General features: G+C 46.8%; 23 protein-coding genes. 5 read left to right on the forward strand and 18 right to left on the reverse strand.

What is annotated here, in order from left to right; genetic code table 11:
* Positions 1 to 154 precede the first annotated feature (154 nt).
* From proC to mtnB, 4 genes are read left to right on the forward strand one after another with little or no spacing between them, the layout of a single operon-like run.
* Positions 155 to 1,024 (forward strand): pyrroline-5-carboxylate reductase, encoded by an 870-nt coding sequence (gene proC, locus ABXR35_RS10285; RefSeq protein ID WP_367059129.1) that lies wholly within the window; start codon positions 155 to 157, stop codon positions 1,022 to 1,024.
* Positions 1,021 to 2,235 (forward strand): 2,3-diketo-5-methylthiopentyl-1-phosphate enolase, encoded by a 1,215-nt coding sequence (locus tag ABXR35_RS10290; RefSeq protein ID WP_367059132.1) that lies wholly within the window; start codon positions 1,021 to 1,023, stop codon positions 2,233 to 2,235. The genes proC and ABXR35_RS10290 overlap by 4 nt, the downstream gene beginning before the upstream one ends.
* On the forward strand, positions 2,232 to 2,906 hold the full coding sequence (locus tag ABXR35_RS10295; protein WP_367059135.1) for a 2-hydroxy-3-keto-5-methylthiopentenyl-1-phosphate phosphatase: 675 nt from the start codon (positions 2,232 to 2,234) through the stop codon (positions 2,904 to 2,906). Before ABXR35_RS10290 ends, ABXR35_RS10295 begins: the two co-directional genes overlap by 4 nt.
* The gene (gene mtnB / locus ABXR35_RS10300; protein WP_367059138.1) at positions 2,903 to 3,547 is read left to right on the forward strand and encodes a methylthioribulose 1-phosphate dehydratase; all 645 of its coding nucleotides are present in this window, start codon (positions 2,903 to 2,905) and stop codon (positions 3,545 to 3,547) included. The genes ABXR35_RS10295 and mtnB overlap by 4 nt, the downstream gene beginning before the upstream one ends.
* Before the next feature lie 424 nt (positions 3,548 to 3,971).
* Here mtnB and ABXR35_RS10305 read toward each other — a convergent pair whose 3' ends face one another.
* The 18 genes from ABXR35_RS10305 to ABXR35_RS10390 form a co-directional block, all read right to left on the reverse strand.
* Positions 3,972 to 4,403: a LysM peptidoglycan-binding domain-containing protein gene (locus tag ABXR35_RS10305; RefSeq protein WP_367059141.1), complete on the reverse strand. Its 432-nt coding sequence runs from the start codon at positions 4,401 to 4,403 to the stop codon at positions 3,972 to 3,974.
* Between the two features lie 1,301 nt (positions 4,404 to 5,704).
* On the reverse strand, positions 5,705 to 6,952 hold the full coding sequence (locus tag ABXR35_RS10310) for an ATP-grasp domain-containing protein (RefSeq protein WP_367059144.1): 1,248 nt from the start codon (positions 6,950 to 6,952) through the stop codon (positions 5,705 to 5,707).
* On the reverse strand, positions 6,934 to 8,175 hold the full coding sequence (locus ABXR35_RS10315) for an MFS transporter (protein ID WP_367059146.1): 1,242 nt from the start codon (positions 8,173 to 8,175) through the stop codon (positions 6,934 to 6,936). The genes ABXR35_RS10310 and ABXR35_RS10315 overlap by 19 nt, the downstream gene beginning before the upstream one ends.
* Entirely contained in the window at positions 8,157 to 9,095 is a 939-nt protein-coding gene (locus ABXR35_RS10320; RefSeq protein WP_367059149.1) for a transketolase family protein, read from the reverse strand. The genes ABXR35_RS10315 and ABXR35_RS10320 overlap by 19 nt, the downstream gene beginning before the upstream one ends.
* Positions 9,092 to 9,871, reverse strand: coding sequence for a thiamine pyrophosphate-binding protein (locus tag ABXR35_RS10325; protein ID WP_367059152.1), 780 nt, complete (start codon positions 9,869 to 9,871; stop codon positions 9,092 to 9,094). The genes ABXR35_RS10320 and ABXR35_RS10325 overlap by 4 nt, the downstream gene beginning before the upstream one ends.
* The gene (locus tag ABXR35_RS10330; protein ID WP_367059155.1) at positions 9,843 to 11,729 is read right to left on the reverse strand and encodes a M20/M25/M40 family metallo-hydrolase; all 1,887 of its coding nucleotides are present in this window, start codon (positions 11,727 to 11,729) and stop codon (positions 9,843 to 9,845) included. The genes ABXR35_RS10325 and ABXR35_RS10330 overlap by 29 nt, the downstream gene beginning before the upstream one ends.
* Complete coding sequence (gene argC, locus ABXR35_RS10335; RefSeq protein ID WP_367059158.1) at positions 11,720 to 12,757, reverse strand: N-acetyl-gamma-glutamyl-phosphate reductase; 1,038 nt, start codon at positions 12,755 to 12,757, stop codon at positions 11,720 to 11,722. Before argC ends, ABXR35_RS10330 begins: the two co-directional genes overlap by 10 nt.
* On the reverse strand, positions 12,754 to 14,073 hold the full coding sequence (locus ABXR35_RS10340; RefSeq protein WP_367059161.1) for an aminotransferase class I/II-fold pyridoxal phosphate-dependent enzyme: 1,320 nt from the start codon (positions 14,071 to 14,073) through the stop codon (positions 12,754 to 12,756). Before ABXR35_RS10340 ends, argC begins: the two co-directional genes overlap by 4 nt.
* Positions 14,063 to 14,728, reverse strand: coding sequence for a degT/DnrJ/EryC1/StrS aminotransferase (locus ABXR35_RS10345; RefSeq protein WP_367059164.1), 666 nt, complete (start codon positions 14,726 to 14,728; stop codon positions 14,063 to 14,065). Before ABXR35_RS10345 ends, ABXR35_RS10340 begins: the two co-directional genes overlap by 11 nt.
* Positions 14,729 to 14,886: 158 nt before the next feature.
* Positions 14,887 to 15,789, reverse strand: coding sequence for a RimK family alpha-L-glutamate ligase (locus ABXR35_RS10350; protein WP_367059167.1), 903 nt, complete (start codon positions 15,787 to 15,789; stop codon positions 14,887 to 14,889).
* Positions 15,789 to 15,971, reverse strand: a complete 183-nt coding sequence (locus ABXR35_RS10355; RefSeq protein ID WP_367059170.1) for a lysine biosynthesis protein LysW — start codon at positions 15,969 to 15,971, stop codon at positions 15,789 to 15,791. The genes ABXR35_RS10350 and ABXR35_RS10355 overlap by 1 nt, the downstream gene beginning before the upstream one ends.
* Positions 15,968 to 16,519 (reverse strand): flavodoxin family protein, encoded by a 552-nt coding sequence (locus tag ABXR35_RS10360; protein WP_367059173.1) that lies wholly within the window; start codon positions 16,517 to 16,519, stop codon positions 15,968 to 15,970. The genes ABXR35_RS10355 and ABXR35_RS10360 overlap by 4 nt, the downstream gene beginning before the upstream one ends.
* A 502-nt stretch (positions 16,520 to 17,021) precedes the next feature.
* On the reverse strand, positions 17,022 to 17,717 hold the full coding sequence (locus ABXR35_RS10365; RefSeq protein ID WP_367059176.1) for a DnaD domain-containing protein: 696 nt from the start codon (positions 17,715 to 17,717) through the stop codon (positions 17,022 to 17,024).
* Positions 17,718 to 17,768: 51 nt separating this feature from the next.
* On the reverse strand, positions 17,769 to 19,061 hold the full coding sequence (gene asnS, locus ABXR35_RS10370; RefSeq protein WP_367059179.1) for an asparagine--tRNA ligase: 1,293 nt from the start codon (positions 19,059 to 19,061) through the stop codon (positions 17,769 to 17,771).
* Between the two features lie 38 nt (positions 19,062 to 19,099).
* Positions 19,100 to 20,299, reverse strand: coding sequence for an acetate/propionate family kinase (locus ABXR35_RS10375; protein WP_367059182.1), 1,200 nt, complete (start codon positions 20,297 to 20,299; stop codon positions 19,100 to 19,102).
* The gene (locus ABXR35_RS10380) at positions 20,296 to 21,168 is read right to left on the reverse strand and encodes a 3-hydroxyacyl-CoA dehydrogenase family protein (protein WP_367059185.1); all 873 of its coding nucleotides are present in this window, start codon (positions 21,166 to 21,168) and stop codon (positions 20,296 to 20,298) included. The genes ABXR35_RS10375 and ABXR35_RS10380 overlap by 4 nt, the downstream gene beginning before the upstream one ends.
* A gap of 273 nt (positions 21,169 to 21,441) precedes the next feature.
* On the reverse strand, positions 21,442 to 22,944 hold the full coding sequence (locus ABXR35_RS10385) for an AAA family ATPase (protein WP_367059188.1): 1,503 nt from the start codon (positions 22,942 to 22,944) through the stop codon (positions 21,442 to 21,444).
* A complete protein-coding gene (locus ABXR35_RS10390; protein ID WP_367059191.1) occupies positions 22,944 to 23,471 on the reverse strand; it encodes a hypothetical protein in 528 nt (175 codons plus the stop codon). Before ABXR35_RS10390 ends, ABXR35_RS10385 begins: the two co-directional genes overlap by 1 nt.
* A 622-nt stretch (positions 23,472 to 24,093) precedes the next feature.
* Here ABXR35_RS10390 and ABXR35_RS10395 point away from each other — a divergent pair.
* A complete protein-coding gene (locus ABXR35_RS10395) occupies positions 24,094 to 25,089 on the forward strand; it encodes a substrate-binding domain-containing protein (RefSeq protein ID WP_367059194.1) in 996 nt (331 codons plus the stop codon).
* Positions 25,090 to 25,119 lie beyond the last annotated feature (30 nt).

A 25,119-nucleotide genomic window follows, 5' to 3' on the forward strand; every position in this document is an offset into this window, starting at 1 on the left:
ATGGCTGATTGTAAATGTTTGTTTCAGGCATTCAGGTCGTCTTGCTCATCTTGTTTGTGCACCTTTCATGGTAACTATGCTCCAATGGGTAGAACATCATAACCATGCTTCATTAGATATAGATCAATATTGGAATCAGGAAGGATAGATAAATATGGGTCATTCTGCAAAGCAACACACATTCATAAATCAATCGATCTGCTTCTACGGCGCAGGTTCGATGGCGGAAGCAATTTTGCGCGGACTGGTGAATCGTTCGGTCGTTGTACCAGGTCAGGTAACGATGATTAACCGCAGCAACACGGATCGGATGAATTATCTAATCCAGCGCTACGGCGTATCGGTCGTGAACAACGAGACGCAGCGGGATGAAGTGCTGCAAAAGGCAGACATTATCGTACTGGCAATGAAGCCAGTCGATGCAGCGGCGGCGCTTCATCAGCTAAGTCCACTTTTGAACGATAATCAACTGCTCGTATCGGTCATTGCTGGACTCGAAGTGGAAACGATGCAATATGTACTTGGCAAAAAGCAGCCAATTGCACGCACTATGCCCAATACGTCCAGCACTATCGGTCTGGGTGCAACAGGGCTTGTATTCTCCGCAGAAGTAACAGCTGCCCAGAAACAAACCGTGCAGCATCTGTTTGAAGCAGTCGGCACCGTAACCGAAATCGCTGAAGATCAAATGGAAACGTTAACTGGCATTTCCGGCAGTGGTCCCGCCTATATCTACTATGTCATGGAAGCGATGATCGAAGCCGGTGTACAGGGTGGCTTAACGCGTGAGCAAGCTCATGAGCTGACCGTTCAAACTGTTGTCGGTGCCGCTCATATGGTACAGCAAACCGGTGAACAGCCCGCTGAGCTGCGCGCCAAGGTTACGTCACCAAACGGCGCCACTGCCGCTGCAATCCAAGTATTCGACGAGCATCAAATGAAGCAAACCATTATCCGTGGGATTGAACGCTGTGCAGAACGCTCCCGAGAAATGGGGGCAGCACTCAAGGAGGAGCATCTATGAGCTATTGCATCGCTACGTACCGCTGTTATGACGAGAAGGCGGATTTTCATAAAAAAGCAACCTCTATCGCGGTTGGCATGACGGTTGGTAGTTGGACCGAATTGCCTGCCGCCAAGCAGCAATCTATGAAAAAGCATCTCGGTGAAGTCATTTCGGTCGATGTTGTGGAGCCCGCTGGCGGCGAGCGATATGCAGATATTCGTATCGCTTATCCAGACGCTAACTTTAGCAGTGATATTCCAGCGCTACTCGTTACGGTCTTCGGTAAAATTTCCATGGACGGACGTATCAAGCTGACACATCTGGAGTTTTCCGAGCATTTTCTCGGTCATTTTGGCGGACCAAAATTCGGCTTGCATGGCGTACGCCAGTTGCTTGGCGTTCCTGATCGTCCGCTGCTGATGAGTATTTTCAAATCGGTAATCGGTCATGATCTGGACGAATTGACCCGGCAATTCAGTGCGCAGGCGCTGGGCGGTGTCGATCTGATCAAGGACGACGAAATCCTATTTGAAAATGAACTGACACCGATTGAGAAGCGTGTAGAGGCTTGCCGTAAGGCTGCCGAAGCCGCCAAAGCGGAGACTGGCAAAACTGTGCTCTACGCTGCCAATCTGACCGGCTCTACCTTTCAATTGAAGGAGCAAGCTCGCAAAGCGATTGATGCAGGTGCTAATGCGTTGCTGTTCAATGTATTATCCTACGGCTATGATGTGCTTGCCGAATTGAGTAATGATCCCGCCATCAATATTCCGATCATGGCACATCCAGCGCTTGCTGGCGCGTATTATCCATCACCGTATTACGGCATCTCCGCTTCCGTGCTGCTTGGTCAGCTTATGCGTCTTGCGGGTGCCGATCTCGTGCTGTTCCCTTCTCCTTACGGTTCGGTTACGATGCCAAAAGAAGAAAATATGGCGATCCGCGAGCAGCTATTGAGCGGCAGCCTACCGTTCAAAACGAGCTTCCCTGTACCATCTGCGGGTATTCATCCGGGGCTGGTGCCGCTGATTCTGCGCGACTTTGGCAATGATGTCATCATTAATGCAGGTGGCGGGATTCACGGTCATCCGGGCGGCGCAAGCGCAGGCGGACGTGCTTTCCAACAAGCGATTGATGCGGCATTGTCTGGCGTATCGCTGGCAGATTACGCGGTTCAAGGTCATATCGAGCTGGCGCAAGCGCTGGAAATCTGGGGTGGTGAAGTATGAGCCACAAGCAACCCGTTATCTTTTGCGACTTTGACGGCACCATTACCAATTCGGACAATATCGTATCGATTATGAAGCACTTCTCTCCCCCCGGTTACAAGGAGATTATGGATGGCGTAGTCAATCAGCAGCGCTCTATCCGCGACGGTGTTGGTGCGATGTTCGGTCTAATGCCCTCCTCGCAAAAGAAAGACATTATCGACTATGTATTGCAGCATGCAGGTATTCGTGAAGGATACAGTGACTTTCTAGAGTTTGTGCGTGCACAGCATATTCCCTATTATGTGACCAGCGGTGGGATCGACTTTTTCCTTAAACCGCTGCTGGAGCCGTTTGATATTCCAGAAGATCATATATTTTGTAACAGTGCCGACTTTTCTGAGGAAACTATTACAATTCTATGGCCTCATCAATGTGATGAGCATTGCGACAACGATTGTGGCATGTGTAAAACGACCGTTATGCGTGGATTTTCATCGGAGAAGTACGAGCGCATTCTGATCGGTGATAGCTTAACCGATTTTGAAGGTGCCAAGATCGCTGATCTGGTCTACTCGCGCTCTGTATTGACAGATAAATGCCGCGAACTGGGCGTGCCGCATGTACCGTTTGAGACGTTTCACGATATTATCGATGATCTACGACAACGAACAGGAGCGATGCATACATGAGTTTTGCCAATATTGCACTTGAACATAAACAGGCAGTGCTGCAAGAGCTGAGCGGCATCAAGGAGCAATTTGCCGCACGACACTGGTTTCCGGGTACTAGCGGCAATCTGTCGCTACGTGTGGGCGATTATGAGCCGGACAACTTCCATTTTGCCATCACTGCAAGCGGCAAGGACAAATCGGTCAGCACACCGTCCGACTTTCTCTTTGTCGATCAACAGGGACGTCCGTGCGAAACGACAGCCTTGAAGCCAAGTGCTGAGACGTTGATCCATTGCGAAATCTATCGCGAGACTGGCTGCGGTGCTGTATTTCATGTACATACCGTGTTTAACAATCTGGTAAGCGAATATTTCGGAGAGCAGGGCGCTGTACCGATTCAAGGACTGGAATTGATCAAGGCGTTTAATATCTGGGAAGAGAATGCCGCTATCACCATCCCTGTACTGCCCAATTACGCCGAGATCCCGCGCATTGCTGAGTTAGTACCAGGCGTACTGAATCAGGCGATACCGGGCATTCTGCTACGCGGACACGGCATTTACGCTTGGGGTAAAAATGCGTTTGAAGCCAAGCGTCATCTGGAAGCATTCGAATTTATTTTTGAATATATTTATCGGGATTTGTTGCTGCGGAGGTAAAGGATAGCGCCTTAGCCATATAGGCGCTCCATTTTGTATAAAACCTTTGTTTATAACTCAAAAAATGGGGAGTATTTTCATGAAGATACTACCAAAACTGAACGTTAATTATGATATAAGATGGTAACGTTCGACTTTTCGGTAATGAAAACGTACAAAAAAGCTGACATTATATGAAATGTCAGCTTTTTTTATGTAAAAAATGATTTTTATTATTGCCCTTTATAATAAATACCCGTATACTAAGTTCAATCGTATAAAGCAAGCATGCAATCACTCATGTTATTTCTACATAACTGACGCATACGCTGCACCGCTTCAATAACGAAGAAATACGGAACACCCTTTATCATTATGGCAGTAATGATAGCAGGCATCCCGTTTCCGTTATATGATCTGTTCTTGGCCGATCAGATTATTCTTCTTATTTTTGTGGAACAGTCAATTGAGTTCCAGCAGGCAGCAGGTTGTTGGCAGCAACCAGCTCGTCTACAGTGATACCGTATTGAGCAGCGATTTCAGTCAGGCTGGCACCTTGTGGAACAACAACAGTGACTTGGTTTTTCGCTTGTGTAGGAGCAGTTGTCTCGCTAGGGGCAGCTGCTTCTTCTTTTGTAGCTGTAGTATTTTCGTCAGCATTTTGGTTGCCGAACAGAGCTTCGAATTGAGCATTTTGAGCGTCCAGGAATGCTTGGTTGTCAGCGATTCTGTCTGCTTTGTCTTTGCGTTTGTCGTGGTTGGATTGCTCGCTTGCAGCGAAAGCTTGGTTAGCGTTGAATGGTACAGTTACAGCTACAGCGCTTACGCTTGCAGCAACAACAGTGGACAGCAGTACTTTTTGCAATTTGTGATTCATGATTGTTAAACTCTCCTTCAGTATGTGTATAATTTTTGGTTTTGCATATTTTAAACAGGTCTGTTAGACAAAAGCTCCGGCAGTCCGTAATGACGCATTCACGGGTTTTGGCAGTTGCCCGCTTGATCATTAATGAATAAATATAAGCCGCAACGGGCTCTTATCTCTCAGCCGGTACCTGTACTAACTAGGGCAAAAGCTACTTTACTCCTATTTCAATTAAATTGCAAGCCTACTGAAATCGTTTTTTGACTTCAATCGACCTTCCCTCCACTTCCTTAATTATTTTCCATATGTTAAATATAACGCTTACATTTTACATACTCTTGAATCTGTTTTGAAATAAAGTGCATATTTTTTCACTTTCTGTTTACATTTCAGACACAAAACAAGTTTTGTTCACAAATATATCGCATTTAACTTTAATGTTATATTACCTTACATAAAAAGAGCTTTGTTTGTTCTTTATGATGTTTTTTGTTTGCTTTCCTGTTTCGTTTCCCTCTATTTTGATCATCTTATGTGGACTTTGCTTGGGATCATGAAGTAGTAATCGACCTTTGTTCTATTAATTAGCATAGCTATTTATTTGCTATATAAATGGCTTTTCCGCTCTTTTGGATAAAATAAGCGATTGCTAATTGCTACATTTTTCATATCCTCATAGGAAAATGAATGATTTAGTAAGGATTCCTATTTAGAATTCATTTGTTCGTCAAACCTGACATGAGAAGTGGTCGCTTGCTTCCACAAGAGATCAATCCAGTCTTTTCTTTTTAATATGTCATTATGGTTATATATAAATCAACATTTTATTTCATTGCATAATATTCACATATAACGAATTTTTATTCATTATTTCAAAATATCCATTTTGTTATATCAGTTGTATATATTTGTAATAAAAAAGATTTGATTTTATCGTAAAATTCTCCAAAAATTTTTTTTGAATCTTGCTTATTTGTTGCTTTTGACCTGTAATATATGTACCTCTGGTTGCAGCATGATCTTCTATATACCTGTTAAAAGACATCTCGAGTCATGAACCTATGGCAGCCTTTTGACGTAAAACCGTCTCGTCACATCTACTTATACGTTGCTTTTCTAAGATAATGAATTGATATATGTCCGTTTTACATCCTATTCACTAGATCATTCCTGTGACAAAAAGGGATACACGAATAGAGCAGTGCACCCCTGTCAGACCTTTTTTAGTTTCGACTTGGATGGATTAGCAGAATGGATCTGTTAGCTAATGATCCCAAGGATGACTTATACCGATCTCTCTAACGCATAGAGTCCTATACAACCTCGCCCACTTCTGCATAGCTAATCTCAATACGTGACAATAGTTCTTTTACCAGATCACGTGCAGCCTCTGGCGTATCGGCTTGCACAATAATATAACCAAGCCGATCATCCGAGCTACGTGGAATATCGACTGTATCTCCCTCCTGCACTTGAATCTGGTAACGCGTAATCTGTGGATGTTGCAAGTGCTCTAGACCGCCGATGGAACCGACAATGCCTTGACGATCAGCGACCAGATAGCCAATAGCAGAGGCTTGAACGGTTTGCTTTTCAATCTGCAAAGGCTGGGACAGGTATTTACGGATCGTTTCACGGAAAATATGGATACCATACGCGTTGACGATCAGATCGGATGTGATATTATCGCCACCCGGACGGCCGTTAACTTCAATAATCTTCGCACCTGACTCCGTATACTTCAGCTCTACATGAGCAGGGCCATTTTGAATGCCAATCGCTACGACTGCTTGACGGGCAACATCAATGATCTCATCCCGCTGCTCCTGATAGATGGACGACGGGAATACATGTAGCGTTTCTACAAAATACGGCAGATCAGACGTATGCTTTTCCGTGATTTCGGCAAAGGCAATCTCGCCTTCACTCAGGAAAATCTCTACACTAAATTCCGGCCCTGTTAAATATTCTTCTATTAAATACTCATCCCGCACCTTGAAATCCATATATGTTGTTTTGAATGCACGCAGCTCAGCAAATGCCTTGCGCAGATTCTGCTCGTCGTCTACAAAATACACACCTTGGCTGCTAGCGGCATTGGTCGGCTTCAGCACAACCGGATAGCCAATATCTCCAGCTGCTGTTACTGCTTCCTCCAAGCGGCTGACGACGGCAAAGTTTGCACTGGGAACCTGCTGCTGTGCAAAGACCTGTCTCGCTCGATCCTTATTGCGCGCATTCAACGCTGCATCCGCTGATGTACCCGGAATGCCCAATCGTTCGCCTACCTCTGCGGTGACAGCAGAAGCATAATCGGTTGCCGGAATCAGCGCTTGGAACTGACCGTGATAAGGGCTATTCACAATCGCCTCATAGATGGAGTCTGCATCCCGAATATCGGCAACGAGCAGATCATCATATAGCCCTTCGTATCCATACAGAGTCGGATTATCCTTGTCGGAAGCGATAACGATGACCTCACTTCCAAGTGCTTTGGCTTCCTTTACAAAGCTAACGCCATAAAAGCTTGGCTCTACAAAAACTATTTGTTTGTTTGCCATACTGCACTCTCCTTTTTGGTTAGACTGTGAACATGGTTGGATACGAATCCAAATCCAATCAGCCCCGCTGCCATCAATACACTCATAATGAGGAAGCCGTACCCTGCGCCAAACCGATCAATCACCAGACCGATCCCTGAAGAACCGCCCGCTTGAATGAGCAAGGACAACCCAGTCCAGACTGCCATCGCTCTACCCATAAATGCCTTTTGTACATTTTCCATCAGTAGCGTATTCATCACAATCCGCAGTGAGGAATTACACAATCCGAGGAAGAAGCTGCCCGCATATAGCAGCAGTACAAGCGAATTGGCATATAGCGCGAATAGATTCACAACCGCAATGACAAAAAACAGATACACCATCTGCTTATTCGACAGATTCGTCATTAGCAGTGAGACGAGAAAGCCGGAAATCAGCCCACCAATCCCATAAAACATATCCGACAAGCCAAAGACGATGCTGTCGCTTTGCAAGGTCACATTTACATAGGCGGGCAGCACCACATTGTACAGCATCGTTACTGCCAGCGGCACAATCGATATCACCCCGAGAAAGAAGATCGTTTTCCGCTGACGCAAAAATGCTAAACCGGAACGGAAGCTTTGCAGAAAGCCTTCCTGCTTATCGGTCTCGGTATGTACAATGGACTGATAACGAATCGCCGCCAGTACGGCGCTGCTGATCAGGAACACGGCAATATTAATGATCAGAATCAACTCGAAGCCATAAAATTTGTAAATTATACCGGATATGGCTCCAGCCGAGAACATCCCAACCTGTAAACTGATCTCAATAAATGAATTCCCATTGATCAGCACATCCTCCGGCAAAATCTCCTGAATCAAGCTGCGCGAGGCTGCCATATAGATCGTCCAGCCCATCCCGTTAATAACGGCAAAGCCATACATAAGCGGCAGACTAAACCCTTGGGCAAAAAATAACACCGCCAACAATGCCAGTAAAAAGGCACGCAGCACATACGTCCACAAAATGACCTTTTTCCGGTCAAAACGGTCGGTAATGATCCCAGCCAGCGGCGAGACGAGAAAACCAGCAAGTACGTTGAAGGTGAGCAAAAACCCAACGTACTGATTGGAGCCAGTCTCGGTCATTACATACCAGTTGGCGCCAATAGTTGCCATTCCAACACCAAAGCCAGAGATGACATCAGAAATCAGAAATTTGCGGAACTGCGCATGTTTCAATACGGATAGGAACATAATGGACTCCCTTTCCGAATATCAAGGATAAACTGACGTAGACGTTCTTCTGTGAATCCGAGATATTCCAGCACATCGCTATGACTGCCTCCGTATTTGGGCCATTGCTCATTAGGGGTAAAGGCATACACTTTTTTGTGCGGTAGCAGCAGACTCAGATACGAGCCGACACTACCAGCGCGGCGATGCTCCTCCACGACTACAATCTGCTCTCCACTATTCTCAAGGCGCTGCAAATTGGCGATCAGCGCTTCCTTGTCCACATAACAGAGATGCAGATGATTCAGCTGCGGCTGTTCCCTTTTCAGCGTTAACGCCATCTCGGTTGCCTGCTCGCCGATGGAAATGAGCGATACCGGCGCATCTTCATTCCAGCTACCATCCACAATCAACTCATCGCCCTCCGCGAGCGATGGAATGCTCTCAAATGTATCGTTGCGGGACAAACGGATGTAGTACGGTTGCGCAGATGCTGCCGCTTCTCGAATGACACGACGCGTTTCCTCTTCGCCATGCGGACAGGCAATACGAATATTTTCAAACGTCTGAATTACACCAATATCCTCCAACGCATGATGAGTCGTACCAAACCAGCCACCGGATACGCCACCATAGCTGCTAACAATATTGATATTTTTGCGCATATAACCGAGTGCCAGCTTAATATGCTCGGCACAGCGCAGCGCAACAAACGGAGCAAAGGTGGAGAAAAAGGGCTTGAACCCGCCTTCCGCCAATCCCGCAGCGATATCCACTGATGTCATCTCGGCAATACCCAGATTGAAAAAGCGATCTGGAAACTGCTGCTCAAACGGATGCTTTTTGCCGCCTAGATCGGCTTCTAGCGCTACGATTCGATCATCCTGCTGTGCCAGCAAGGTCAGTTCATCCTTATAGGCATCTCTTCCAGAAAGAGTCATATCAGCGCCTCCTTCCATTTGTACGCTTGAGCACGGCTGATTTTGGCATAGTGGGCGGCAGGATTGCCTTCCATCGCCTTGATGCCTTTGCCTTTGATCGTATGAGCGAGAATCGCTAGAGGGCGCTCTGCCTTTCCTTCCAGCGCCGCAGTAATCTGTTCCAGATCATGACCGTCAATTTCAACCACATCAAAGCCAAATGCTCGGAAGCGATCACCCAGATGAGGAAGAGGCGAAATATCCTGTACTAGCCCGTCATTTTGTCCGCCGTTCACATCAATAATATGAATGAAATTGTTGATTTGCTTGGCGGCGATCACCTGCAACGCTTCCCAGCAGCTGCCTTCCTGCAATTCCCCATCACCACTAATGACAATGCTTATGCCCTGTTCACCGCGAATCCGCTGCGATAATGCCCAGCCTGCTCCATACGCGGGACCGTGACCAAGACTGCCTGTAGCAAACGGAATATGCGGCAGCAAATAATTCGGATGCCCGGTAAACAGCGAATCCTTTTTCCCGTAACTGTCTGCCGGATTGTCTTGGATCAGTCCCAAAACATGCAATGTGCTGTATAGTGCCGCCGCTGCATGCCCCTTGCTTAAAATAATCCGATTGCGTTCATCATGACCGTACAGCGCAAAGCTGGTCAGCAGTAGATCGATCACCGATAAGCTACCACCTATATGGCAGCCTACCTCGGTGGCTGCCATATCAATAATCAGCTTGCGTGCTTGAATCGTCTGTTCATATCGTTTGTTCACGGTTAAGGGCATATGCTTCCTCCTTGCTGTTAAGCGAGAACCAAGTATGAATACTATTGAGCAGAATATCACGACTTAATCGCACTTCATCTACATGAATATGCTCCTCATCGGTATGATCCAGACTTGCATCACCGGGACCATAGGCGACCATCGGTACATCCGTCCACGTCGTTGCTAGTGTATTCATATCGCTGGTGCCTTTTTTCATTTGAAGGGTTAACTTATCATCCAGTATGCCATTGGCACCACGAACGAATGCCTTGACCAGCTGATCTCGGCGCGAATTCTGATAGCCCGGTGTATCACGTAGCACCGTGATGGTGCTATCTGGCCACTCTAGCTCAGCAATATGCTGTTGATAACCAGCGGTTGCCTGCGGAGATACACGGAAATTCAGTACAGCCGACGCATAATGATCTCCGTTCTCTGAGCCGGAGTGAAGCTGGATCAATGCAGACAGATGATCAGCATCATACAGTTCCATTTGCTGACGTATATGAGCGGCAAGCTGGTAGACGCGGTCAATCGGGCTGATGCTGTCTTTACCAGCGGAATGCTTTTGCTTTTGCCGCACATCGAGACGTAACTTGAACAATCCATAGTAGCCCAGCGTCAGACTGCTCGTTCCGCTCGGCTCACCGATAATAACTGCATCTGCCTGCACATGATCACGCACGTAAAAGGCACCTGCGGATGAGGACACTTCTTCCTCTACCGCTCCAATCACAAGCAGTCGAAAGGATGGCGGCACGTCTGCTCGGCGCAGCACCTCGATAAAATTGACCAGACTGCCTTTTGCATCCACGCTGCCCCGTCCCGATAACTGAAAGTCATCCGCTGTGCTGGGCCATAGATAAGGAACGGTGTCAATATGACCGAGCAGCAGCAATGTATGATGTCCATCCCCTTTGCTAAGTACAATATTGCCTACTTCGTCTACCTCTGCCGCAATCTGCTCCGAAGCGCCTCGCTCTTTTAAAAATTCAGCCAATACGCCTTCATCGCCAGATACCGATGGAATACTAATGACCTGATGCAGCAGCTTGATATCGTCGGGTAGATCATTGCCACGCCAGAACCAAGTTTTTCCGCTGCCGTGTAAAGTATGGGGACCAGTAATGGCGATGTCTGCTACGCCTTGGGATAAGGTCAGCTCCGCGGCGCGCAGCTTTTGCTTCATTCGCCCAGATACAACCACATCATCCTGCTGTGGATAAATATCCCTAATCGTTGATTGCGGATCTTCGACATTTTGCAAAATGCCTGCTGTACTCGTAACAAAGCGTACATGACTCGCACGAGTAGCGACTGCCAGATGCGCTGCCAGCATATCTGCATCAATATTGATATACTGCTGAATGTCTGGGTCATAGATTGGTGGTGCTAGGCAGACTACATCATGCGTATGCAGCAATTGCAGCAGCACGTCGTGACGCGCGCCTGTGTAGCTGCCATACAGTGAGTCGCGTACGATCAGCTTTTTGCCATCTTTGCGAACTTTGAGCGGTTTGCCTTTGGTGCCAAGCACCCAGCCATGATCACCAGCGCATTGTGCCAGTACGGACAATCCCTGTGCTTGTAGCGCCGCACGTACAGGGGCAAAGATATGATCCTCGTACGCCTGCCGAATGTGGTCCATATCGGATGGTGGGCAATAACGCACCTGATCGCCATTGTCCAATTCTAGAAATTTGAGCGGCTCATTCAGCTCGGCAAACTTCTGTTCAATCGCTTCCGCTCCGCCGCCGATCAATAGAATCTTGGCTCCACGGCGGGACAGGTCAGCGATCTCAGCAAAAATGGTCTGACTGTTAACAATCGTACTGCTACCCAGCTTGATCACATGCAGATTGTTTATCACGGCCATATCCCCTCATGTTCTGTTGTTAAACCGATGGTTTCTGGAATGTCGTAGTAGATGTTGGCAGCTTGAATCGCCTGCCCCGCCGCTCCTTTGAGCAAATTATCAATCGAGACGAGACTGAGACATTTGCCATCCTTGACGATAAAAGCTGTTTCAGCATAGTTCGTACCATGTACCGTTTTCAGCATCGGACCCGGTGAGGCTTGACCGGAATAACGGATAAACGGCTTGGACTTATATGCTTGGAAAAAGGCTTTTTTCACATCGCTCTCCTCCACTCCATCTCGCAGTACGGAATATGCACTGACAAAGATACCGCGTGCCACATCCAAACTGAATGCGGAGAAGGACACATCCAGCGCATGCTCGCTATACGTGGAAGCGATGCGTTCGATCTCTGGCAGATGACGATGCTCAAACCCCTTATGCAGACGGAAGTTATTCACACGGTCGGCGTGCGTTTCTTTACTGCTTTTGCCTGCTCCACTGGAACCGGTCTTCGCATCAATGAATACATGCCCCTGAATCAGCGAATGCAGAACAAGTGGATAGATTGAGTAAATGGAAGCAACCGCCATACAGCCCGGCAGATTGACAACGCGTGCATCATGATTCACTTCCGAGATTTCCGGTATAAAATAATGACTGCCCGCCTGCTGTACTGTAGATAGAGAACCTGGATAATATGTTTTCAATACGTTGTTATCCGTAAAACGATAATCGCCACTAATATTAAAAATACGCTTCGTATGATTCAGCACATGCTCTAGATGCTGTGGCAAAATGCCAGTCGGCAACGCTGAAAAGATCAGATCATATTCTCCATCCAGCTGCGCCAGCTTGCTGTACGTCAGCTTCGGATTCACCTTACGATACAAAAATGCTTTATGCGTTTTCTCAACCGATCTACCTGCCTGCGATTCCGAAGAGACAAATTCCACATTGAAATTGGGATGCGCACTCAACAGTCGGTATAATTCGCCACCAACAAATCCATTTCCGCCCAGTATGCCTACCCTGTATGTACTCATCCGAGCCGTGCATCCCGTTCATAAGGTGGCTGACTGTTCAGACTGCGAGCATATTCGGCAATCTGATCAATATGCTGATCCAGCTTTTTAAAAGCCAATTCATACGTCAGCAGCTTCTCATATTCAACTGGTGAACGCAATTCACGGCAGATCGCCAGCGTCGTGTTCAGCATATGCAGCGTATTTGGGAAATGTTCCAGACCATACGGCAGCTCGCCACCCTCATACAGACTAAACGGATATTGATTGCCAAAACCCTTGCGATTAATAAACGGCAGATGACCGGGAATCGGTACATTTTGCCATTCGCGTGCAAATACACCTTCCTCCATCAAAATCGTCTGAATCGCTTCCTTCACCTGATACGGCGGAATACCAGCGAATTGAGGCAAATCGACATTCAAGCGCAATCGGAACATGTTAAAGCTATGTGTATACCCTTCTGGAATATACGGTCCTTGAAACAGCGTTGTCGCGTTTAAGGTGTCAATCAGATGATGCGCATTGCGCTGCCGTACGGCATCGTAATACGGGAGTCGTTGTAGCTGACTGATACCAAACGCCGCCGCAATCCACGAAATGTCATAATCAATCCCAGAGTTCTCTAGAAACTGCTGTGCACGCACATAAGCCTCTTCTGTTTTGAAAAAGGCAATGCCACCTTCGCCTCCGACTGGAAAGTTCTTGTCCGCCATCAGACTTTGACCAGCGGTATCGCCTAGCGAGCCGCACAGCTGTCCATCAATGGATGCGGAATGCGCATGTGACGCATCCTCCACCAGCTTCAACTGATACTGATCGCACAATTGTTGAATTGCTGGGATATTGGCAGGCAAACCATGCACATGCACCGGCATAATCACCTTCGTGCGCGGCGTAATCAAGCGCTCAATATCGTTAACATGTAAGCAGTACGTATCCGGGTCGACATCGGCGAAGATCGGTACTGCTTTGGCAGCAACGACCGCCTGTGCTGTTGCGATAAACGTAAACGCTGGCAAAATCACTTCATCCCCCGGCTGCACACCTGCACCGATCAATGCCAAATGCAGACTCGATGTACCGCTCGCCGTGGAGATGGCGTAATTCGCGCCTACATATTGACGATACTGCTCGGTAAATTCAGACACCACATCGCTCGGCTGCTTCTGAATCGAGATCAGCATTTGCAGCACATCTTCCTTTGTAATATTCGGGAAAATGGTTTTGCGTCCTGCCTGCCCTAACACTGCACGTCCACCCTCGATTGCAAGCTGCTCCTGCGCCCATTGCTCTTGCGGCAGCTCTAGCAGATTCAAATTAAAATCAGTCTTCATGTTGTTTATCCCTCCGTAACAATGCAAGCTTCACGCAGGCTCCCACCAGCGGACTGAGACGATAATTGAATTGCACACCCGGCTGAATCTCTAGCTCCTGCTCCGTTTGCGTCCACATCGTACGCAGATCGAATGCACCGAATATTTTGAGCCGCTCCGACTTTTTATACAACGTTTCATCATTCGTTAACAAGGTCGCAATGGGACCGAAGGACAAGCCGGTAAAATTAACGATAATCACTTCATCCTGCCGGTGTCGCTGTAGCAATGTATCAATCTGCGCTAGGTTATTCCAATCTATGTTGATGACGGTATAGGGATAATCCAAGCCCTCCTCTGTACGCACCCCCAGCCAATCGACGAAGCGGCGTTCCTGTGCAGTCGCTGATGCTGGCAGCGAAGTTACACTGCCATGAACCAGATCCTGCCCCCAGAGCGCACCATGAATTGCACCAGTAAAGCTATTGTACAAATTCACATACGTTTTGCCAGATAACTTGGAGAGGGCATTTTCCAGACCCTTCAGTTCCTTTTCATTTTTCTCAATACTCATAATGATGCCGGTATTCAGTACACGGGCAAGCACAAATGAGATGGAAAAGTAGTCCTTCTGCGATACTTTAGCCGGTGATTCCGTGATGTTCGTTAACGACATGTGCCACTCTCCTTCAATAGAGTATGAATGATAGACATGCGATAGATGATAGAAATAATGGATGATGCGGTGATCTGCGACAATCGTCATGTTATGCATAAATATGAATAGCTACATTGTTTACATGAAGTACCATCATTTTCATTGTGCGCAAATACTTAAACGGACGAACGTACAGGTAGACTGACAAGCTCAGTTTGCGAAGCTACGCTTACACTGTACTCTGCAATCCTCTGAGCGACATCGACTTTATGGATTAACCATGATTTCGCAAATTCGGGGTTTTGATTCACTTCGCATACCATATACATGCGGCGGGTATGATCGTAAAATAAATCCAATCCATATATGCCACTTCCAATTGCATCAGTGACTTGTTTGCTGATGTTTATAATCGGCTGACTTACCTGAATCGGCTCAATGTCTGCTCCGAGATGGGTATTGGTGATCCAGCTATCATGAGAGATGCGCTTGATAGCTACAATCGGTTGATCACCGACAATCACCACGCGAATATCGTAATTGGACTTATCCACGTATTCCTGCACTAGTACCGGTAATGCCTTACCTTGCGGATCAAGCGATTCACGGGCGGCAATCCAAGCGTCCAATGTTAGACGATCATTGATCAATGTCACCCCTCTGCCCCATGATGAGCTGACCGGTTTGATGACAAATCTGCCATCAAACCGATCCAGATATTCGTACAACTTGTCAAACGTAAAGGCAATCGCAAATTCGGGCTGGGCAATCTGATGACGCTGGAACACCATCGCTTGAAACGCCTTATTCGTGCAAATACGGATCGCATCATAGGAATTGAGGGTGCGAACACCTGCCAACTCAATATATTGCGCACGCTCTAGCGCCTTGCTCTGCGATAAGCAGCGAATCAATGCCAGATCGTAATGACGAATATCGGCAAGCTCCAGCTGCATGTTATCCGTACATACATCAACTTCCACACCCGATTTGATCAGAACATCATAAATCCGACGCTCTTCCTCACGCAGCTTCGTTACGCAAAATAGCAATCTGGGATGGTGCTGTCGATTGGACATTACTCACCCCAATCTTCTTCCACTTCTGGAGCAAATACCAGATTCGGCTGCTCATTGACCCATTGGAATTCATGCTCTTGCCCGCATTCTTGGCATTCTACAATCTCTCCAGTCACGGTTTGTTGATCCACTTCGACCTCGGCATCGCAAGTCAGGCATTTGGTTGCTGTTACGCTCATCATACACGCTCCCCTATGTGTTTTAACTGCTCATTGATTTGCCGCGCCTGTTCCAGCGCAATCTGATCATGCAAAATATCTCCCGGCTTGTTGCCGGTACCAATCAAATGACCTTGCAGATCCAATTCTAAAAATTCAGCGATGTACGCAAACTGCTGTACAATCGGTTGCGCTTTGCGCTGTGGATCATCTCCACCGACAAGCACGAGAAAGATTTTCTTCCCTTTGACCTGTTCTTGAAATCCTGGTACAATACGCAGCGATTCCGACCAGCGATCAATAAAAGCTTTGAGCTGTGCCGATATGCCGTACCAGTACACCGGTGAACTAAACACCACATAATCGGCTTCCAGAAAGACTGGCAATAGCGCTTCATATTCATCCTGTCGAGAAGTGAACCCCTCCGAATCATGACGCTTGTCAACAATCAGTTCGATGTGGTGGTTCCGTAATGCAATCTCGTTGTACTCCACATGGGTCAGCAACTGCCGAGCAAGTGTGGCAGTATTGCCATCTTCTCTAGCACTGCCATCCAGATGCAAAAACTTCATGCTTCACCTCCGCAAAGGATAATCTATTTGCCCTTATCGTCGATACCAACATTCGATAAGAACATGTGTCAATGTCGACTAACCACAGTATATTACTGGAGTATATATTTGTAAACTATTAACATATTTTACTTTTTATCTTTTTGAATAGAACTACATTTCATATTAAAATTCTGATAACAACGAATAAACATCTTCATAGATATAATATTTCATTTTAGGATATTTCTCGTTTTTGTCGTTTTATATGCCATTTTGTAAATAAGGAATCGTTTTATCTATAATAAGCTAACGAAACATGGAACATTCTATGTTAGTAATGCCACTTGATTTCATTTTTATTCTTTCTACCATTTATCCATATGGAGTGTCCGTATATTAACAATAAACTCCCCTTTTGCCCATCACAAAAAGGCTGTTTCCCGCCAAAACGGAAAACAGCCTGTTCAATCTATCACCATATCCTTATATATCGCGCAAAGCGAATGTACCTTGCTCTTGCTTAGCGCTGACGAAACTTCTGTGTATATGCCCGTACATCATCGGGTGTGCGAATCCGATTGCGATTCCACTCCAATAAAATCCGGTCAATATAGCGAAAATGAAGTTTGCCTGCGAATACCGCTTCCTTCAGTGCCATTAGAATCAGCTCTTCTGGATAACGATCCTGATCCAGCCAGCCGGAGATCGTTTCACATTCCATCGGCGATAAAGGACGCGCAAATTCCTTTTCAAAAATAATGAACAGGTTGCGTTCGCGCTCTTCCTCTTTTGCCGCTGGTGTCTTCGCTGCTTCCTCTGCCTGACGAATCACAGTATTGCGCTCCTGCTGCTCCGAAGCAAGCACAGTGCCAAGCTTGACATACAATCCGCCTAGATCATAGCGTTCGTAACGCACACCAGTCAGCGGGTCCTGCTCATCCTCAATAGCGATAAAACCGGATTTCATTAATTTCTGAATCCGCGCCCCAATGATGGCAGGAGCTGCGCCTGTGCGCCACTCCAGCTCTTCCAGTGTCGGAAATTCATTATGCTCCACCTGACGAAACGATAGCAGCTGCAATAGCAGCATCGCTTCCGCATCGTCTAGATCAAGCGCCTGATAATATTTGAGCAGCGCATACGGAATATTCGCCGTTTGCGCGCCCATGGCATAGGCGGCGCCCTGTGCCCATGATTTCCATTGTTCTCCGCCCATGTTGTTCACCCTTTCTATACTTCCACCGTTGTCCTTGTGTCAGTACAGAGGTTACGGATACAGACGATACAGCATACGAGGGAATGCAATTGTCTCACGTACGTGATCCAGACCACAAATCCAAGCAACTGTACGCTCCAGACCCAGACCGAAACCGGAATGCGGAACCGTACCGTACGTGCGCAGATCCATGTACCATTGGTAAGCTTCGCCCAGATCATGCTCTTTGAAGCGTTGCTCCATCAGTTCTGGATCGTCGATACGCTGCGAGCCACCGATGATCTCGCCATAGCCTTCTGGTGCGATCATATCGGCACACAGTACGACTTCTGGACGATTTGGATCAGGCTTCATATAGAATGCTTTGATGTCTTTTGGATAATGCGTAATGAAGACTGGCTTGTCATAAGCTTCCGCAATCGCTGTTTCATGCGGCGCACCAAAATCGTCACCCCATGGAATGTCAAAGCCTTTGCCTTTCAGGAACTCAATCGCTTCATCATACGTGATGCGTGGGAACGAACCAGTGATGTTTTCCAGCTTAGTCACATCGCGCTCCAGTGTTTCCAGCTCTGGACGGCAGTTTTTCAGTACGGATTGTACGACGTGAGAAACGAATTGCTCCTGCACTTCCAGACTTTCCTCATGATTCACGAATGCCATTTCCGGCTCGATCATCCAGAACTCGATCAAGTGACGACGCGTTTTGGATTTCTCCGCGCGGAAGGTAGGTCCGAACGAGTATACTTTGCCCAGTGCCATCGCTGCTGCTTCCATATACAGCTGTCCACTTTGGGTCAGGTACGCATCCTCGTCAAAATATTTGATATGGAACAGTTCGGTTGTATCCTCTGCGGCAGACGGTGTCAGAATCGGCGGATCAACTTTGGTAAAACCGTTCGTATTGAAAAATTCCTGAACCGCACGAATGATTTCGGCGCGGATGACCATTACCGCACGCTGTCTAGTGGAACGCAGCCACAGGTGGCGATGATCCATCAGGAAGTCGATGCCGTGCTCTTTCGGTGTAATCGGGTATTCAGACGTAATATGAAGCACTTCGATACCAGTAACGGTCATTTCAAAACCGGATTTACTGCGCGGTTCTTCACGAATAACACCTGTTACATACAGCGAGCTTTCTTGCGTGAGGCTTTTCGCATCATTCCAAACGCTCTCTGGCACTTCACTTTTTACGACAACGCCTTGGATGTATCCTGTACCATCACGCAGCTGCAAAAATTGAATTTTACCGCTGGAACGCTTGTTGTTGATCCAAGCTCCAATCGTTACCGATTCGCCAATATGCTCATTGACTTTTTTAATAACGGTTTTAGTGGACATTCCTATATTCTCCCCTTGTCTATGCGTGGCTGCTGTTCTTACTTGTTGATGAGTTTATAAGTATCGCGAGCGATAACCAATTCTTCATTCGTAGGAACAACCAGCACTTCTACTTTGGAATTTGGTGTGGAGATGCGACGCGGATCGCCGGAACGGATTTTGTTCAGTTCCTCGTCGATTTCCACTCCCAGATAGCTCAAGTTTTCGCAAACAGCTTTGCGCACAATTGCAGAGTTTTCACCTACACCAGCGGTGAATACGAGTACATCTACACCATTCATCGCTGCCGCGTAGGAGCCGATGTATTTGCGCAGACGGTATTCGTACATTTCAAATGCCAGTGTTGCGTGCGGATCGCCTTTTTCCAGACCATCGGTAATTTCGCGCATATCGCTGCTGATACCGGAGATCGCTTGCAGACCGCTGTGCTTGTTCAACATCAGGTTAACTTCGCTAACCGTCAGCTCTTCTTTGTTCATTACGTAAGGCACGATAGCAGGGTCAAGATCGCCACTACGTGTACCCATCATCAGACCTTCCAGCGGAGTCATACCCATGGAAGTATCAACAGATACGCCACCTTGGATGGCAGTCAGACTACCACCGTTACCGATGTGTGCTGTGATGATTTTCAGATCTTCCAATGGTTTGCCCAAGAACTCGGCTGCCGCATGGCTAACATAATAGTGCGAAGTGCCGTGGAAACCGTAACGGCGCACTTTGTATTTGTTGTACAGTACTCTTGGGATAGCATACAGGTATGAGCGCTCTGGCATTGTTTGGTGGAACGCTGTGTCGAATACGACAACCTGTGGTACGCCCGGCATATTGATCTCGGATGCGTTGATACCCATGATTGCAGCTGGGTTATGCAGCGGTGCCAGATCGATCAGTGCGCGGATGTCTTTTTTCGCTTGCTCATCCACAATCGCGGACTCTTTGAAGAACTCGCCACCGTGTACGACGCGGTGTCCGACTGCGTTGATTTCGCTAACGCTGGATACAACGCCGTGTACACTGTCAGTCAATTTGTCGATAACTTTGCGGATTGCGGTATTGTGCTCCAGAATCTCGCTTACTTCGGTTACTTCATCCTTGCCGGTTGGCTTGTGTGTCAGAATAGAAGAATCCATTCCGATCCGTTCTACAAGACCTTTTGCCAGTACGGATTCATCGGTCATATCATACAGTTGGTATTTCAGTGAGGAACTACCTGAGTTAATTACGAGTACTTTCATATCCGGTCACCATCCTTGTCATACTTGAAGAAGCCTTCGCCTGTTTTTACGCCGAGACTGCCTGCACGAACCATCTTTTTGAGGATGATGGCTGGGCGATATTTCAGTTCGCCGTATTCGCGGAACATACGCTCCAGCGCTGCATTGACGGAATCCAGACCGAAGCGGTCTGCCATTTCCAGTGGACCATATTGGAATTGGTAGCCGACACGCATTGCATCGTCGATATCTTCAGCGGAAGCAACGCCTTCTTCCAGTACATGCAGTGCTTCATTGATCAGCAGACAGATGATGCGGCTTGTTACGAAGCCTGGGGATTCGTAAACGGTAATTCCTTTTTTCTCTACCGTTTCTTCCACGAATTGCTTGGTTTGTTCAAATGTAGCGTCGGATGTACGCAAACCACGGATGATTTCTACCAGATCGATTTTGGATACCGGATAGATAAAGTGCAGACCGATCACGCGCTCTGGATATTTTGTCGAACTTGCCAGTTCCGTCAAGCTCAGTGTAGATGTGTTACTTGCCAGAATAACGCTGCTGGAACATACTTGGTCCAGTTGAGCAAACACTTCTTTTTTCGCTTCTGGATCTTCACTGATCGTTTCGATAACAAGCTCACAAGAACCCAGATCAGCAAAGTGTGTCACTTTCTGGATTTTGCCCAGAATTAGTTTTTTCTCTGCTTGGGTCAGTGCCCATTTTTCCATTTGCTTATCCAGACTCGTTTCGATCATGGACCAAGCGTTATCCAACTTCTCTTGGTTTTTCTCGACCAGCAATACTTCGATGCCTTTTTTGGATAGCATCTCTGCGATACCTTGACCCATTGTACCGCCGCCAATGACGCCGACTCTTTTAAAATTCATGCTGTATACTCCACCCTTCCAATATTCAATACGGTATGCAAGCTGCCTGTTCTGGACATTGCCGGATACCATGCAGCCCTTCACATTTTCATTTCCTTCTCAAGCTGTATTTAAAGCAAATCCGGTCATGGCAAACGCCATTCCCAACGATTGCCGTCACTTATGAATGCGCGAAAACGATGAATGAAAAATGCCGGGCTTCTATATAATCTCCAACATCTAATAATACCGTAGCACAGCCGAAAAGTAAAAAAAAAGTACCGGCTTTGTGAATTAAGCCGGTACATTTGAACTTTTCTTGAACTGTTCACGGAATTGATCACCGGACAGCACTTCTTCACGCAATAAAATGTCGAGCGAACTGTCGAAAATGTGACGGCGTTGCTCTAGCAATTCACGCGTGCGCTCGCCCAGTTGCTCTAGAATCGCATTGCTTTCTTTCATTAGCAATTCTTTCGGTACCATATTGATCGTTACGATGCCCAGCTTGGTCAGACCCGCTTCTACCATGGTCTGCACAATATTGAGCGCCTGATCAAAGTCACCGCGCGATCCAGTGCTGCGTCCTTCATAATACATTTCCTCTGCAGCGGAGCCAGCAAGAGCGATCATGATCTGCTCCTCCAAAAATGGCTTCGTATACAGATATTGCTCTTGTTGTGGGTTATGTCTCACATAACCGAGTGCCTGTCCACGAGGGCTAAGTGCCACCTGACCAACACTATTCGGACGAACAACCTCTGCCATGATTGCGTGACCAAGTTCATGCAGCGCTACGCGCTTTTTCTCCTCGGTGCTGGACTCGCGGTCGGTTTTCTCACCCATCATCACTTTATCAATCGCCATCGACATATGGCGCTGGGAGATGGTTTGTTCATTTTGACGCATCGCGTAGATCGCGGCTTCGTTCATGACACTCTCCAGCTGTGCACCGGAAAATCCATACGCTTCCTCTGCCAGTTTATCCAGATTGGCTTCATCCGCCATTGGTTTGTTCGCAGCGTGCAGCTCAAGAATGTGTTTGCGACCTTTTTTGTCCGGCAGATCCACCTGAATATGACGGTCAAAACGACCCGGACGCAGAAGTGCGCTATCTAGCATTTCCTTACGGTTGGTTGCAGCGATGATCAAGATGCGCGGCGCTTCGTTGCTATAAATGCCGTCCATCTCAGTTAGCAGCTGGTTCAGCGTCTGATCATACTCACGCTGTTGACCGCCTTCACGTTTACCACCGATCACATCAATTTCATCAATAAAAATAATTGCACTTTGTTTATTTTCACGAGCGGCACGAGTACGGGCATCCTTGAAGAGATCGCGGATACGACCAGCACCGACGCCGACATACATTTCTACAAATTCACTACCGGATGCGCTAACGAATACAGAGTTGGTATAATGCGCTGCCGCTTTTGCCATCAGCGTTTTACCGGTTCCCGGAGGACCTGTTAACAGGATACCTTTTAGTGGACGAATACCGAATTTGTTAATCTCATCATGACGCACGAGAAAGTCCAGTGCTTCGCGCAATTCACGCTTGGCATTTTCCTGACCGCCGATCTGTTCAAAGGTCAGCTTGACTGGACCGTTCTTTTTCCGACCGCGTTCCTGACTCGCACCAACGGCAAGCCCGCCACGCATCTGCATAAATAGCAGCAAACCGCCAATGACAGCAGCAATCAACAGCAACGGTACGATGTTATAACCGATAAAAGCGAGAAAAATCAGTAAAACAGGTACGAATCCGACGACGACTTCTTTGGTCCATTTCGGCATTAGGCATTCCCTCCCGTGGCTTGAGCACCTAGTGGCAATATGAGAAATTTACTTGCTTTCCCATTGCTCAAAGATACATATACATTCCGGTCATCCATCTCGGCTTTGGCAGTAATGCCATTGTTACTGCTCGCTATACGTTGTAACGTCTTAGGTATATCAGTATATTGGCGGTTCGCCATCGCTTGAGAAATCGGGAACATGGCGTTTTCCCAGATTTGATTCAGCGTATCATCTGAATGGTCAATCACTTCAAGTTTAAGGGTACGAGCACCGATAATATCGGCACTTTGTTTGTTTAAGGTCTGAACAAGTGAGCCCAAATCCGTTTCCGGTTTCAGATCGAGTTTCAAAGCTACCTCTTTCTGGTTAATGGATACCTGAGCTGAATTTACACCAGGGTAAGAGTTCACAATATTCATCAGTGGATTGTGAAGGGTCAACTGACGATACGTAAACCATCCCCCAAATAACAAGGCAATTGAGACGACGACTGTAATAATAACAGGCAAAGCCCGGAGCTTCATAAACGTCCTCCTTTGTGAGTGTGCTTGCTTCGTGATGTTCTGTAGCAGGCTATACATTTATTTCGGCACACCATAACCTTTCGATAACACAAAAACGACAGGTTTTTTTGCTTTGTTTAAAATTTTTACACAATTTGCAGATAATCCTAGTATATCACACGGTTTTACGCATTTATAAGGCAACTCTATGAACGTTTACATAATATTGCTTGTACATGCACCATCGTATAAAGAAAACAGCTGCTTTACTGGGAACCATTTCTTTTCCATTCGGAGCCATTTCTTTCTAAACATATAGCCTTTTTTAGATAAAGCAAAATCCGAACTCTCTTCTCTGTTGTACGCAGGGCGGAAAGTTTCGGATTTTTTGTTTTTTTGTCGAAATGGCTATTCATTAAATCTTCATACAAGTCGATAACTTAGTCATCAAGGAAAACAACCTGTATTTTAGACTCCGAAAAGGATGTATGACTATACTACCGCTTTCGCACAGCATTGTGCAAGTTTACTCCGCTGTGTCAGAAATGACATGGATGTAGGCGGTCGCATCTTCCTTTTCAGCATCCAAAGGTTGTATCGATTGTAAGCGCTTTATTTATTTTATATTGATGGGGGTTACGCCATGAGATCACGCCGCTTTTTATTATCCATGCTTTGCTGTTTAATGGTATTCTGGCTTGCTGCTTGTTCTTCCACTTCTAGCAGTACAGAGTCTGCAACCAGCCCTGCATCCTCTACTGCTGCTAGCTCGTCCGCTGGCGGCAAAGCTGAGATTGGTATTGCCATCTTCGATATGAGCGACAAATTTGTCAGCTATATTACGCAGGGTATGAAAGTTGCGGCTACCAAGCAAAATGTACCAGTGAGCTATGTGGATGCCAAAAATGATACAGCTACTCAGGTCAAACAAGTTCAGCAATTTATTAGTGATGGTGTGAAGTCAATCGTGCTCATTCCTACGGACGAAAGCAGTGCCGACCAATCCATCGCCCTTGCCAATAAAGCCAATATTCCGATTATCGTTGTAAACCGGTATTACAAATCGGTGGATAACGCTACCTCCTATGTTGGCTCCGATTCTACAACTGCGGGTACGATGCAAATGGAGGCGGTTGCTAAGTTATTGAACGGCAAAGGCAATGTCGCCATTATGAACGGCGAAATGGGAACAGAAGCACAAATCAACCGCACCAAAGGGAACAAGGACATCATTGCCAAATATCCAAACATGAACGTGGTACTTGAAGACACTGCTAATTATGATCGTGCACAAGGCATGGCGCTGATGGCAAAATGGTTGTCTTCCGGTACAACAATCAACGCAGTAGTTGCCAATAACGATGAAATGATTATCGGTGCCATGCTTGCGGCGCAGCTGGATAACAAGGATAAAGATATGATCTTTGCCGGTGTCGATGCCACGATGGATGCGCTGGAATTCGTCAAAGCAGGACGATTGCAGGTAACGGTATTCCAAAATGCACCAGAGCAAGGTAATCAGGCAGTCAAAGCCGCTATCGCCGCCGCTGCTGGGCAAACTGTTCAAAAGCAGATTATGGTGCCGTATGAGCTTGTCAACAAAGATAATGTCGAAGCATATATCGCTAAATGGCAATGATGCCGCTGTCTGATCCCATACGAAGGAGCC

This window comes from Paenibacillus sp. JQZ6Y-1 (assembly GCF_040719145.1).
Lineage (GTDB): Bacteria > Bacillota > Bacilli > Paenibacillales > Paenibacillaceae > Saccharibacillus > Saccharibacillus kandeliae.